Genomic DNA, 12,570 nt, shown 5'->3' with positions numbered 1-12,570 from the left:
CCCTCAATGTACGGACTAGAACAGCGACAACTGCTCGCCCAGCTTCTCCGGATCGACCGGGGTTTGCCCCACCCTCCGCTGGAGGTCGCGCGCGGTGGATGGGCTATGGCCGGTAAAAGTGTTGGCGATGTAGCAGTAGACAGCTTTCACCTGACCGGCGATCTCCAGCATCGCATTGGTCCATGCTTCGATTTCGCGCGAGCGATCCACCTGCACCCGTGAATAGTCGACCAGATCGCGGTGCGGCCCCATCCAGCGGACATAGATGAAGTCCGCAGTGGGCCGGCGCGTGAGCGCCAGCATCGTCCTGCGGGGAATCCACCGGCCCTCGACGAGTGCGAGCGCAATGTTCCGGTCGCGCAGGAGTGCCAGGATTCCCTCGGTGATCCAGCCGCGATGGCGAAACTCGACCGCGAACCGGATGTCATCGGGCAGGCGGCCGATGAAGTCGACGAGCGCCGGGAGCTCGTTGGGCTCGAAGTCCGGTCCAAGCTGAACGAGAACGGGCCCGAGCTTCGCGCCCAGCTCGCGGATCCGCTCGTAGAATTGCCCGGAAACTCCCGTGGCATTGCGGAGCCGCTGCTCGTGCGTCACCTCCTGCGGCATCTTGAGCGAGAACACGAATCCCGGCGGCGTGCGATGCGCCCATGAGTCGAGCGTCGTAGCGGCAGGCACCCCATAGAAGGTTGAATCCACTTCGACCGAATCGAAGGCGCGCGAGTACACCGATAGAAAGTCGGCCGGCCTCGTGTTCGCCGGGTAGAATGGGCCGATCCATGCCTCGTAGTTCCAGCCCTGCGTCCCGACGTAAATGTGATCGTTCACGGTCGTGAATCGGCTCGTCGCGTCGTGCAATGTCAAGAGAACAATCTGGTCTCGAAATTGCCCTTTATCGGGTCGATGCAGTGCAGATCTGCGAATTTGATTCCCAAGGAGGAGTTATGGACCGCAAGGACAATCTCGAGCCGCTGAAAAGCGGCGTGTTACCAGACGACCGCCCGGGCATTGGCGACGATGTTGGTGAGGCTGTTGGTGGAGTCTCAGGAGGGGTAGCCGGCGCCGCGATAGGTTCAGCGGCCGGTCCGATCGGAACGATCATTGGTGGAATCGCTGGCGCAGTTGGCGGATGGTGGGCCGGACGCGCAGTGGCGGATGCCGCCCATCACTTCACGACCGACGACGACACCTACTTCCGTGATAGCTTCGAGAAACGGTCCGACCGGATCGCCGACAGGAGATACGACGACGTCCGTCCGGCGTATCAGCTGGGGCACATCGCCAGCCTGAACCCTGACTACAGCGGAAGAACGTTCGACGAGGTCGAGCCCGACCTGCAGAAGGGATGGGGCAACGATCTTCGCTCGCGTCACGGGGACTGGACGACTGTGCGGCCATACGCTGAAGAGGCGTACGGCCGGAATCTTTCGTCGGTGACCACGCGGGAGCGGATGAACCGACTCGAGAATTCGACCGAGAATCTCTCCGACAGCCTCAGCGACACGGCCCGACGAGGGACGAATCGCGTCATCGATGCGGTCGATAACGTAAAGGACCGGATCGACAACAATCCCGCTTCGGTACCGGGACGAGATCCCACCGATAAGCGACTCTAGAAAGAACGGATAAAACCGATTGAACGGATCAGAAACAGGAACCTATTCTTCAGATCATTTCCTGTTTCTGATCCGTTTATCCGTTCAATGGGTTTCACCGGTAAGTCTCAAAAAACCCGCTGCCGGTTCCGGCGATGGGCGAACCGCCAACGCGGCCGGAAATGCGCGCCGTCCCCTTCATCTGGATGAAGTAGGGATTCCTCGGGTCGCCGACACCCGTCAGAACTGCCGGCCTCTCGCTTTCCTTCCGGCCGACGAAAGGCGTGGCGATGCCCGACTGAACACGAGTGTCCGTACCGATTGCGTCCTCGATCGAGAGCTCGACGCGAAGGGTGTCATCTCCGCGCACGTCGGCAAAGGCGGCTCTCGAGGGAACGCGAACTCTGCGTCCATTGATCACGATCTCGCGATTGTCCTCGTAAGCGACATTCTTCGGACGGAACACGGATCGGAAGCCAAGCGAGTCCACGAGGTAGACCAGAAGTGGCGTCGCGCTGCCCTGGCGCTCGGGCCCGATTACCCGGCCATACAATATTGTATAGGCGCCGGCGCGCGACGCCCCCCAGTCCCAGCTGACTCCCCGCCACACTCCCCAGTTGTGGTCGTGGTACGACTGTGCGTTCTCGAAACGCTCGCATTCACCACTGACGCAGATCTGACCAGTCGCCGAGGCGCGCAGCCCCGGAACCGTATAGCCCGAGACGAAATCACCCGATGTATAAGTCGCGCCGGGAAAATACGCCCCACGGCTCGGCGTCACGACGAGCGACACGTTGATGGTGCCGCCCGCCCCTCCATTTTCCTCCGCCGCTGTCGCGCGAACTATGTAATTGCCATTGCCGTCCACTGAGACCATCGACGTGCCCAGCCGAAGGTCTGCCTCGCTGGTCGAGAATCGCACACGTTCTCGCGGGATGTACGAAACGAACTTCCTGGATGCCCGACCTTCGTCGCGCAAAGTGATCGTCACGCTTCCACCCCAGTCGCCGGCCCTGACGTCTCCGGCGACAATAAGGGAAATGAATGCCCACCGCTTCCGGTCAGCCGAGAGGACGTTGAAGTAGTGCCATTCCGCCCAGCTGTCGGGGTTTGCGATGCTGTCGGGAGGGAAATGAAAGCGATCTATCTCGTGGCGCAGCTCGGCGAGCGTGGGAGAAATCCACTTTCGGTCGCCTTCGTCGTCGGTCCAGCTACCGGCGGTCAAGTCGGGGGCTGCATTTACTTTCGCGTTGGCCGAGGGTATCTCGCCAGCGGCGCGCACGGTGTATTCCTGACCTGGCCCCACGACCATATAGAGCACGCGACCGTCGATCTGGGGTGCGACGCCTGACACGAGCGAAGTCAGCCGGGGCGACGCCAGCAGCTGCCGGTAGATGAACCGACTGTGGTCTATAGAGAAGAAGAGCCCGCCCACACCTCCGGTTTTCATCACCTCGACGTCGATTCCCTGCGGCAGGACTGTGATGGAGCCGCCTCCGATGAGCTTCTCGTCGCGGGCCTGTGAGAGCAGCGCCTCGCCAATCGAGAGCAGAACGATCATCACTGACACGCCAACGCCATATCCAAAAAACAGAAGGACCGACCGCCACGGCCGATAAACGATGTTTCGGAACGCGAGAAGCGAAATCATCTCTCAGCCGTCGACGATCAGTCCGTCGCGCATGTGGATCTTGCGCTTCGCGGCACTTGCGAGCTCTTCATCGTGCGTCACAACGATGAGTGTGGTGCCGTCGCGGTTCAGCCGGCCGAAAAGCGCGATTATTTCCGCGCCTGTCCGCGCATCCAGCTCTCCTGTCGGCTCGTCGGCAAGAAGGATTGCGGGACGATTGGAGAGTGCGCGCGCGATTGCCACTCGCTGCTGCTCGCCGCCCGACAGCTCGGACGGCCGGTGTCGCTCGCGGTGAGCCAGACCCACATAGGTAAGCAGCTCCCTCGCCCGCGCCTGGCGATCCGCTTTCGAAATCCCTGCCTCGGCCATTGGCAACTCCACGTTCTCACGAGCCGAAAGCGTGGGCATAAGATAGAAACGCTGGAAGACGAACCCGATGTTGCGGAGGCGAAACGAGGTTGCGTCGCGATCCGTCATTCGCGCGACGTCGGTGCCGTTGATCACAACCGATCCCTGTGTGGACCGGTCGATTGCGCCGAGCAGATTCAGGAGGGTCGACTTTCCGCAGCCCGATGGACCGACGATGGCCACATAGTCGCCCGCCGGCACATCGAATGTCACGCCGCACAGCGCGTGGACCACTTCCTTGCCGAAGGCGTAGTTCCGCGTCAGGCCCCGCGCTTCGACGACTGTGGGCCGCTCACCCGAACTGCTCATCGCCGCCTGCCTCGGGCTTTCGATGCTCGTCACGCGATCGCCTCCTCACGCAGAGTCGTCGCGATGGGCAATGAAGAGGCGCGAAACGACGGGTAGACGCCGGCTGCAATTCCCGAGAGAGCGAGCAGCCCGAGCGCCGTCCACGCTGACTTCGGCTGAAAGAGGAAGAAGTCGATTGCCTCCGGCAGCCCCGGGAACGATGTCAGAATTCCATTCAGGTACCGGCCGGTGACGAGTCCCAGCAACAAGCCGGCGAAAGCTCCGACGAGACTGATCGCCACGCCTTCGAGGACGATCTGCTGAACAATGTGAGCACGCGACACCCCGAGGGCGCGCATGACAGCAATCTCGCCGATGCGCTCGTTGACCGAGACCGTCACGAGTGTAGTGACAAGGAGAAACCCGACGAACAGGCTCACGCTGCCGAGTATCACGGCCAGCTGGCGGAAGTAGCGGAGGCGCTCGTCCACCTGGTCGAGAGCCAGCTCGGTCGAGATCACGTTGACGGTGAAAACCTTGCCCTTGATCCACCGGTATGCCGAGTCGACGTCGACCCCCTCGCGCACGCGGATCATGAACAGCGATGCGTCGTCCGCCTTATCGGGGCTCATCTGTTGAAGCGTCGCCAGACGCATGGCCGCCGCACGCTGGCGCGCCGCACCGAAAAGGAAACGAACCTGCCCGGTGAGAACGAGCTTCCGTGAGCCCGAATACTCTCTTGTCTGCGGATCGTACCCGCTCGCGACTGTAAGCGTGTCACCGAAGCGCGCGCCCGTTGCCTGAATGAAATCGGCGTTGCCGGCGATCTCGTTCGGTGCAAGCGGATCTCTTCCAGAAAGCAGCTCGTAGTCGCCCTGAACGCGCGGGTCCAGTCCAAGTGCCGAGCTCGTGATGACTCGATCGCCGCGCGGAATGTGAATCGTTCCGCCGAGCACTGCACTGATCGTTGTGAAGTCGGGATTCTGCCGCAGAACCCGGATGATTCCGCTGGTGTTCTCGATTGTCGCATCGGTGTCGAAGGGCAGCGTTCCCTTGGGAGCGAGCCGGATCTGAAATCCACGTGACAAGAGGAGCTTGCGAAACGATTCGCGCATGCCGGTGGACATCATCACCATGTCGAGCAACATCGCCGCGGCAACTGCCACGCCGAGCATCGCGAGCAATGTTCGCGTGCCGTGACGCCTGAGCGACGTCCATGCAAGTGTGAACGGCATCAGCGCCCGAAGAGAACGAGGGGCGGCGTGCGCACCAGACGGAGCGACGCGAGAATCCCGGCCGCAATGCCAAGCACCAGAGAGAGCGTCACCGCCAGCGTCACGATGTCCGGTGTAATGATCGAGAATGACAACGGCGTCCGGTAAACACCGCGGTAATACCAGTTGACGAACTGCGAGCCCACCCAGCCGACACCGACCCCGAGCGCGCTCCCGACGAGCGCGAGGAGGGCGGCCTCGATCACCACGGCTCGCATCACGGTCCGGCGCGAGATGCCCATCAGCCGAAGCGCAGCGACATCCCTCCGCCGCTCCTCGACCTTCAGGAGCATGATGCAGAGCAGAAAGATCGCGCTGGCGACGATGGTGATGACGCCAATCGCCTTGTGAAAACGGCTTACGACCTGGAAAGTCTTCGACGTCGCGACAGCGATGTCCTTCGAACGGTGAGCCTGGAATCCAAACGCCGCGGAATTGATTGCATCGATCGCCTTTTGCGTCGCCGCCTCGCCACGCGCCGCGACCGCGAACCTGTCGACTCTGTCGCCGTAACCCGCGAGCGACTGGAGGTGATCGAGATGCAGCCGAATGCGAAACTCGCTCCGTGCCACCTCGGCAGGATCGTTCCCGCGCTTTACAATCGCGGCGATTACAACCGTGTCGCCCGTCGAAGATTCCGGCGTTGCCGAGAGGATGACCCTGTCGCCTACGGAAAGCTTCGCATCCGCCGCCAGGCGTTCATCGATTGCGATTGTGCGCTGCGGCGCCTGGAGGAGAAAGGCGACCGCCAGAAACTGTATTATCACGCGTTAAAGCTAGTCGCCCGTTTCCCCGACTTGCTGAATCCTCCGGGTAATGCCAGCGTAGTTACACCATGGATCCTGAAGTAATCCAGATTCTCGAGATCGTCGCGCCCACCGCGATTTCGATCGTGTTCATCATCTCCGGCGCAGCGGTCCTCTACAACTGGATCGACAAACGGGCGCAGCGAATGGGCTCGGGCGACCCGGCAGCGCAGGCGAGGGTCGAGGAGCGGCTGAACCATCTCGCCACTGCGGTGGACGCCATTGCTCTCGAGGTGGAGCGAATTTCCGAAGGTCAGCGCTTTACCACGAAGCTCCTTGCCGACAGCTCCGCAAATGCGGAGGCACACTCGGTCGTCGGCCGCGACGCGACTTAGCCTTCAGCTCCTCGAACCAGTTCAACGGCCCGCTCACCGCCCGACCTTGGCCTTCAGCTCCTCGAGCCAGTTGAGGACGACGACCATCTGTGACGGATTTCCCGGCTGAGTGCTGATGAAGTAGAAGGATTTTCCATCAGGCGCGACTGAGTACGCGCGGCTGCGTGTGTCGGATGTATAGTCCCGGGCAGAGAACAACGTCCGCTCCGATGTCACCCGGAAATCAGAGCCTCCCCCGACTTCAACGGACACGAGGTTGCCTGTCGCATTGCGATAGAAGAGCTCCCCGCCGCCAGGTGACCACACTGGCTCCGTTCCACCAACCCGGGAAATCTGCCAGCGTCCGCGCGATGCGTCGGGAAATGGACGCACATAAACCTGCGACCGGCCGGATTCGTCGGAGCCGTACGCGAGCCATCGTCCGTCGGGCGATAGCGCGGGCGAATATTCCTCCGCATCTCCCGCAACGAGCGCGCGGCTCGCGGTTTCGCCCGCCTTGACGAATATGTCGCGCCCTCCGCCCGATCCCACTCGAAGGAGGAACGACTGGCCGTCGCGCGATGATACGCCCTCGTCCACACCCCGCGGTTCGGCGGCGACAAGCTCGGAAGGCGCGCTCCCGTCAGCAGCCATCCGGTATAGGGCGGAACGACCGTTCCGGTCTGACACGAATAACACCGACCGGCCGTCCGGAGACCAGGTTGGGCGATAGCTGTAGGTTCCCTCACCAGAGAGTCGGGTCAAAGTCCCGGCGTCGAGAACCTTGACCCACAGCTCGGCGCGTGAGCCCATCGAGACTGTCACGGCCAGCTGTGAGCCGTCGGGGGAAACTGCGAGATGGCTGAAGCGGCCCGTCCACGCGGGATCAACGGGCTTCGCGGTACCGTCCCGGCCGACCCTCACGACCTGGTTTACCGGCTCGTACGCTTCGTAAAGAAGGGTACCCTCACGTGACAACGCTATCGGCGCCTTGCCCGGGCCGCTGAAATGAATACCGGTCACGATTTGAGTCGCCTCGCCATCCACCTCCAGCGTCTTCGGGTCGAAGCCAGCGCCGGTGAGTGATCCGTCGGTCTGCAAAACCACCAGGTGCCCCGACGATGCGTAGAGCGCTCGCACTCCCCGCGTCAACACACGGACTGCACCCGATTTCACGTCCACCGCGCCAATATCCGGAGCACCCTTGCGTCTCCAGACGCCCACAAGAACTGTCTTTCCGCCCGGCAGCGCCTCCGGCCAGTAGAAAAAGAGCTCGTCTCTCGTGGTGTCCGGCCGGGCAACCAGCTCGGCTTTTCCACCTTCCGGCCGGACGCGCATCAGGGAAAGACTGCCGGCAGACGATCTGCTGAAGTACAGCCAGCCGTCGTCGCTCCACGTCCCGCCATTTCCATAGGTGGAGTCCGCGAGAAGAGTGGTTGCCGGACCGCCCGCAATCGGGACGGTTTTGAGCGCTCCGGGAAACCCGGTGAAGAAAGCCATTGTCTTCCCGTCGGGTGAAAAGAACGGCGCCCATCCATTATCCGTTCCGGGAATTGCCACCGCGTGAAGCCGGCTCCGGTCCCGCAGCATCAGCTGGCCTTCGTCGTTCGAGTACACCATGTATTTCCCGTCCGGGGAAATTGCTGGAGCATCGGTTGACTGGCTGATGGCGTTCTGGTCGAGGTGCACGCTGAATCGATTGACAGCTCGGACAGGCTCTGGCGAAAGCAGTTGCCATCCGGTGACCATGGCGAGAACGAGCGACAGCGCCAGCGCACCGATCGCGATCTCCCGCCAGCGCAGAGTCGTCCTTCTCGCCGCAGACCGCGCACTCGTCGCAGCTACCGTGGGGGCTGAGAAAGTCGCGTCACCAAGTGCACGGGCAAACTCCGCGGCCGTCGCGAAACGGTCGGCCGGCATCTTCTCCAGCGACTTGAGCACCGCCGCCTCGACATGCGGCGGAATCGATTTCCGCTGCGTCGCCAGCGGACGCGGCTCGGTTGTTATGACCTTCGCCACGATCGCTTGCGCGCTCGGGCCGGTGAACGGCGGCTCTCCGGTGAGAGCTTCGTATGTCACCGCACCCAACGAATAGATGTCGCTTCGTGCGTCTATCTCACGCTCGCCGGTCGCCTGCTCCGGGCTCATGTACTGCGGAGTGCCGAGTGAAAGACCCGTCTGAGTGAGTCGGCCACCCCCGGCGTGGCTGACGGCGAGCGCGATGCCGAAGTCTGCGACCACGGCCTGTCCGTCGTGGATGAGAATGTTTTCCGGTTTTATGTCGCGGTGCACTACGCCGTGGCGGTGTGCGTAGTCGAGCGCGCTGGCAACTTCGCGCGTAAAGCGCACGGCTTCGTCGATCGGAAGCTGTCGCTCGCGATTCAAGCGCCCGCGCAGCGATTCGCCGTCGACGAAGGGCATCACGTAAAACAGCTGACCTTCCGCCTGTCCCGAATCGAACAACGGCAGGATGTGCGGATGCTGGAGCGCCGCCGTTACATGTATCTCCGACAGGAACCGCTCGGCGCCGAGCACTGCGGAGAGCTCCGGGTGTACGACCTTGACCGCGACTTTCCGGCCGTGCTTGATGTCGTCGGCGAGGTATACCGTCGCCATCCCACCCTGACCGAGCTCGCGCTCGATTCGATAGCGGTCCGACAGCGCGGCTGTGAGTCGTTCCGCTGGACTGGTCATGCTTCAGAATGTGGGAGTGTTCCCGGGAACACGCCAGCGAAATCGCCGATGGCTCGTGCTCAGCGACTACGCGGCGAAGCCGAGCGCTCGCGCGATGGTTCTTTGTCGACTATCGAGGGTCAGGAACGAGATCGACGATGGCTCCTGAGCGGCGGAATACAGCGCGGTCGCCAGGTGCCAGCAGTCGGCACCCCGGACATATCCATGCTCCAGCACCCGGGCAATTTCGTCCACGAGCGGTCGCTCCGGCAGAATCCATGAAACTCGCGTCAAGCTGGCGCGATTTACGACTCTCCCCTCGCGCGCAAATGCAGCTTGAAATTCCGCTTCGAGAAGGTTCGATGATATCAAGTTTTCAAATGAATTGATACGGCGGGAGAGAACCGCAGAACCGCTTTGATTGAACGCAATCGAGACGAGAAATGAAGTATCGACGTACGCGGTACTGATCAATCGCGATCTTCCAGAAATCGCTTCAGAGCACCGGGAACATGCTCTCCCGGTGTAATCTTCGCGTGAGGATTTTCCGCGGGAATGAGGACGCCTCGTTCCTCGAGTTCCCTGAGTCGCGCTTCGATTCCTTTGGTTTTTCCGATCGGCCGGATTTCAACCACGGGCTCGCCGTGAAGTGTAACGATGACAGGCTGGCCTTCGCGCACCTTGCGAACGATCGCCGAGAACTTTGCCTTGGCTTCGTAGAGAGAATAGGTATTTCGCATATCCGATTTTACGATGACTAGTCAGACTAGTCAACCCCGAACCTAATGCGACGGAGCGTCGATCTCCGCCAAGGGTTCTACCAGCACCTTGGCCGCGAGGGCCGGCCCGATAGAGTGAAGAACCGAACCGATTCGCAGCGTGATCGGTCCATCGAACGGCGCCTTCGACACGATCAGGAGCTCAGCTCCAGGTGTAATTGCCAGCTCGCCGAGATAGCGCAGCATCTCCGCATCTTCGTCGCTCACTCGCACCACTCGCACTCCGAGTCCGGCGGCGAGCTCGGAAAGCGGAAAATACTCCGTTTCATCCACCACTCCGTCGCGCGAGGGAATCGGCGCGCCATGCGGGTCAACTTCGGGCTCACCGATTGCCGCAGCCATCCTGTCCACCAGCTCGTCGGATGCCGCATGCTCGAGCCGCTCCGCCTCGGCGTGAACGCGGTCCCACGGATATTTCAGTGCGCTCGACAGGTATGACTCGATGACACGGTGCCGCCTCAATGTCCGGAGCGCGGCACGACGTCCTTTGTCGGTCAGCTTAACACCGCGATAAGGCTCGTAGGAGAGAAGTCCCTGATCGGCGAGCCGGCGCACCATTCCGCTCACCGACGCGGGAGCCAGTTCCAGCCGCTGGGCGATGTCATTTGTCGCCACCGCACCGGTGCCGCCGCCAAGCGCGTAGATGGCCTTCAAATAATCCTCTACCGGCCCGGTGAGAGCATCCCCACCTGAGGCAACGTTCTCGAGTTCGGTGCGCTTCGTACTCCTCACAAGCGGCTGCTCCTTTGGCGGCCGTGCTCTGCCGGAACTGGTGGCAGCGAGATTTTAGGAGAACCTAATTTTTTTGGCAAGGGCTAACTTAGGTGCTTGCATCAATGAGCTATCCAATCGCAGCAAGAAAGCGCGACACGATTCTCTCGGTCATACCCCATACGACAAACCCTCCGTGATGGAATGCCCGCCGGGTGAATTCCACGCCGCCGGCGGTCACCACAGTGTCGCGCCATCCTCGGTCGTTCCTGAGGGTGGTCAGAGGAACCCAGAAGCTTGCCGCAACCTCATCGCTCAACACCGGATCGGAGTGCTCACCAATGAGGATGACGTAGGGCCTCACTACCACGTCAGGCAGTCGGACGGTGCGCGGCCTCAAGTCGTCCAGCTGGCCGATGACTTCGGAGTCCCGCCGAATGTCGATCGCTGTTTCTTCGAATGTCTCCCGTGCGGCTGTGTCAAAAAGAGACGTGTCGCCGGGTTCTTCTCTTCCTCCGGGGAACGCAACCTGGCCGCTCCAGGGATCGGTCTCGTAATCCGCCCGCTGAATGAAAAAAATTTCCGGCTCGTCGAGCGGAGCGCCAAGGCGTAGAATGAGAGCTACTGCAGCGCGGCGAACGCCCGGCTCGTCCGCCTCGGTTGGCTGGTAACTCCCGATTCGCTCTTTGAGCCGTGCTATATCCGGGTGCTGGCGAAGTCGGTCGAGCGAGCTCACACCGTCGAGCTACCGAGATGCTCGGCGAAGAACTTCACGGTGCCACTCGTAACGAGTGCGAGCGTGGACGGTGCATTGGTCACCGGGTGACTTGCGCCAAATCCGTGATTCCCTCCCTCCACTGTCCAGAGAGTCGATCGGCCGGGCGACATCTCGTGCAAAAGCTCCCCTTCCTTGACGGGAACGGTCTCGTCGGCCTCGCCGTGCACGATGAGCCAGGGGACGGCAATTCGGCGCGCGGCGGAAGAGATATCCAGCTTTGTTTTGCCAAGTGATTCGACCTCGTCGAGGATCGCAGTACCAAGCCGCATGTTCTGGCCAGTGCGCGAGTTATGGATGTCGTTGTAACCACGCTGGCGCCATGCTGCAACATCGCTGTCCGACCATCTGAAAGTGCTCGATATCGAAGCCCACGTGACCAGCGCCTTGACGTTCCGGTCGTGTGAGGTGTGCAGGATTGCGACGCCCCCACCCCTCGAATGGCCGAACAATCCAAACCCGTTTTCGATCCATCCCCGGCGGTGGGCCTCGGCCACGACCTGATCGAGGTCCGTGAGCTCCTGCGTGAATGTGTTGGTCGTGAACTCGTCGAGCTGACTGAAGTTCTCGCGGTCGGGGCCAACGCCGCTTCCGGAGAAGTCGAACGTGATCGCCCGCATTCCCGACTCGGCAATTTCCCCCGCGAGATATGGGAAGAATGCCCAGTGCGCGAAGCCCTTGAACCCGTGGCAGATCACGACAGTATGAGGGGTGCTCGGCGCGGATTCGGGATGATATGCTTCGCCGCGGACGACCAGCGGCTTTCCCCCACCGGGCCGCTCACGGGTGAGCTCGAACGGTTCCGTCTCGATCAACCCTCGACCTCCCCTCCGGCGTCCACCCACCCGATGAATCCCTGGGACATCGAGGCGACATCGCTGTAACCCATTTGTTGCAGCGTGTCGGCGGCGAGCGCGGAGCGATTCCCGCGTGCGCAGTAGATGATGATCTTTTTTTCGCGCGGGATGGTCGACTCGATTCGGCTCTCGAGATTCCCGCGCGCGATGAACAGTGCACCGGGAATGCGTCCGAGGTTCCACTCATTCGGCTCGCGGACGTCGAGGTAGACAATCGACGGGTCGCTCGCGCGCATCTGCATCGCTTCGGCTGGAGTGACTTCCCTGACGCGCTGCTTCGCTTCCTCGATCAGGTCGGTGCCGGATTTGTGGGCCATTTGGTCGTCGCCTCCTGCATTCGCGGTCGTTATTTGGTGAATCATCCACTGGCCGCGGCTTCAACGCAATGTTCCGCGGCCCTGCATTTGTGCGCCTGCCACAGAATCACAGAAACACAGAAAAGGGATTTTAGGGGAACAGCTCG

14 protein-coding genes are annotated in these 12,570 nt (G+C 61.7%); 2 read left to right on the top strand and 12 right to left on the bottom strand.

The features are described 5' to 3' along the window. Nucleotides 1-15: 15 nt before the first annotated feature. Nucleotides 16-861 carry a DUF72 domain-containing protein gene (locus VES88_07520; GenBank protein HYN81334.1) on the bottom strand — a complete coding sequence of 282 codons (846 nt, stop codon included), beginning with the start codon at nucleotides 859-861 and terminating at the stop codon, nucleotides 16-18. 80 nt (nucleotides 862-941) lie between these two features. Here VES88_07520 and VES88_07515 point away from each other — a divergent pair, with 80 nt between their 5' ends. Beyond that, nucleotides 942-1,613: a hypothetical protein gene (locus VES88_07515; GenBank protein ID HYN81333.1), complete on the top strand. Its 672-nt coding sequence runs from the start codon at nucleotides 942-944 to the stop codon at nucleotides 1,611-1,613. Nucleotides 1,614-1,707: 94 nt separating this feature from the next. Here VES88_07515 and VES88_07510 read toward each other — a convergent pair whose 3' ends face one another. Genes VES88_07510 through VES88_07495 form a run of 4 tightly spaced genes read right to left on the bottom strand, consistent with a single transcriptional unit; the run spans nucleotide 1,708 to nucleotide 5,959 of the window. Next, entirely contained in the window at nucleotides 1,708-3,243 is a 1,536-nt protein-coding gene (locus tag VES88_07510; protein HYN81332.1) for a hypothetical protein, read from the bottom strand. A gap of 3 nt (nucleotides 3,244-3,246) precedes the next feature. Next, the gene (locus tag VES88_07505; protein HYN81331.1) at nucleotides 3,247-3,972 is read right to left on the bottom strand and encodes an ABC transporter ATP-binding protein; all 726 of its coding nucleotides are present in this window, start codon (nucleotides 3,970-3,972) and stop codon (nucleotides 3,247-3,249) included. Beyond that, nucleotides 3,969-5,153 (bottom strand): FtsX-like permease family protein, encoded by a 1,185-nt coding sequence (locus VES88_07500; GenBank protein ID HYN81330.1) that lies wholly within the window; start codon nucleotides 5,151-5,153, stop codon nucleotides 3,969-3,971. The genes VES88_07505 and VES88_07500 overlap by 4 nt, the downstream gene beginning before the upstream one ends. Next, on the bottom strand, nucleotides 5,153-5,959 hold the full coding sequence (locus tag VES88_07495) for an ABC transporter permease (GenBank protein HYN81329.1): 807 nt from the start codon (nucleotides 5,957-5,959) through the stop codon (nucleotides 5,153-5,155). The genes VES88_07500 and VES88_07495 overlap by 1 nt, the downstream gene beginning before the upstream one ends. A 68-nt stretch (nucleotides 5,960-6,027) precedes the next feature. Between VES88_07495 and VES88_07490 the strand changes: the two genes are divergently transcribed. Beyond that, a complete protein-coding gene (locus VES88_07490; protein ID HYN81328.1) occupies nucleotides 6,028-6,333 on the top strand; it encodes a hypothetical protein in 306 nt (101 codons plus the stop codon). Between the two features lie 33 nt (nucleotides 6,334-6,366). Here the strand turns inward: VES88_07490 and VES88_07485 are convergent, their stop codons facing one another. The 7 genes from VES88_07485 to VES88_07455 form a co-directional block, all read right to left on the bottom strand. Then, the gene (locus VES88_07485; GenBank protein HYN81327.1) at nucleotides 6,367-9,006 is read right to left on the bottom strand and encodes an LpqB family beta-propeller domain-containing protein; all 2,640 of its coding nucleotides are present in this window, start codon (nucleotides 9,004-9,006) and stop codon (nucleotides 6,367-6,369) included. Nucleotides 9,007-9,072: 66 nt separating this feature from the next. Next, the gene (locus VES88_07480) at nucleotides 9,073-9,459 is read right to left on the bottom strand and encodes a PIN domain-containing protein (GenBank protein HYN81326.1); all 387 of its coding nucleotides are present in this window, start codon (nucleotides 9,457-9,459) and stop codon (nucleotides 9,073-9,075) included. Next, the gene (locus tag VES88_07475; protein HYN81325.1) at nucleotides 9,456-9,725 is read right to left on the bottom strand and encodes a type II toxin-antitoxin system prevent-host-death family antitoxin; all 270 of its coding nucleotides are present in this window, start codon (nucleotides 9,723-9,725) and stop codon (nucleotides 9,456-9,458) included. Before VES88_07475 ends, VES88_07480 begins: the two co-directional genes overlap by 4 nt. A gap of 42 nt (nucleotides 9,726-9,767) precedes the next feature. Beyond that, nucleotides 9,768-10,496, bottom strand: a complete 729-nt coding sequence (locus VES88_07470; protein HYN81324.1) for a metal-dependent transcriptional regulator — start codon at nucleotides 10,494-10,496, stop codon at nucleotides 9,768-9,770. Between the two features lie 109 nt (nucleotides 10,497-10,605). Continuing rightward, nucleotides 10,606-11,211, bottom strand: a complete 606-nt coding sequence (locus VES88_07465; GenBank protein ID HYN81323.1) for a CoA pyrophosphatase — start codon at nucleotides 11,209-11,211, stop codon at nucleotides 10,606-10,608. After that, on the bottom strand, nucleotides 11,208-12,065 hold the full coding sequence (locus VES88_07460; GenBank protein HYN81322.1) for an alpha/beta hydrolase: 858 nt from the start codon (nucleotides 12,063-12,065) through the stop codon (nucleotides 11,208-11,210). The genes VES88_07465 and VES88_07460 overlap by 4 nt, the downstream gene beginning before the upstream one ends. Then, on the bottom strand, nucleotides 12,062-12,424 hold the full coding sequence (locus VES88_07455; protein HYN81321.1) for a rhodanese-like domain-containing protein: 363 nt from the start codon (nucleotides 12,422-12,424) through the stop codon (nucleotides 12,062-12,064). Before VES88_07455 ends, VES88_07460 begins: the two co-directional genes overlap by 4 nt. Nucleotides 12,425-12,570 lie beyond the last annotated feature (146 nt).

Source organism: Gemmatimonadaceae bacterium, from assembly GCA_035633115.1.
Classification (GTDB): domain Bacteria; phylum Gemmatimonadota; class Gemmatimonadetes; order Gemmatimonadales; family Gemmatimonadaceae; genus UBA4720.
This window is presented reverse-complemented; position numbering and strand designations above follow the sequence as displayed.

Excerpts from the sequence above, each read along its gene's own strand:
- VES88_07515 (HYN81333.1), top strand. The coding sequence starts at position 942 with ATGGACCGCAAGGACAATCTCGAGCCGCTGAAAAGCGGCGTGTTACCA.
- VES88_07510 (HYN81332.1), bottom strand. The coding sequence starts at position 3,243 with ATGATTTCGCTTCTCGCGTTCCGAAACATCGTTTATCGGCCGTGGCGG.
- VES88_07500 (HYN81330.1), bottom strand. The coding sequence starts at position 5,153 with ATGCCGTTCACACTTGCATGGACGTCGCTCAGGCGTCACGGCACGCGA.
- VES88_07490 (HYN81328.1), top strand. The coding sequence starts at position 6,028 with ATGGATCCTGAAGTAATCCAGATTCTCGAGATCGTCGCGCCCACCGCG.
- VES88_07485 (HYN81327.1), bottom strand. The coding sequence starts at position 9,006 with ATGACCAGTCCAGCGGAACGACTCACAGCCGCGCTGTCGGACCGCTAT.
- VES88_07475 (HYN81325.1), bottom strand. The coding sequence starts at position 9,725 with ATGCGAAATACCTATTCTCTCTACGAAGCCAAGGCAAAGTTCTCGGCG.
- VES88_07455 (HYN81321.1), bottom strand. The coding sequence starts at position 12,424 with ATGGCCCACAAATCCGGCACCGACCTGATCGAGGAAGCGAAGCAGCGC.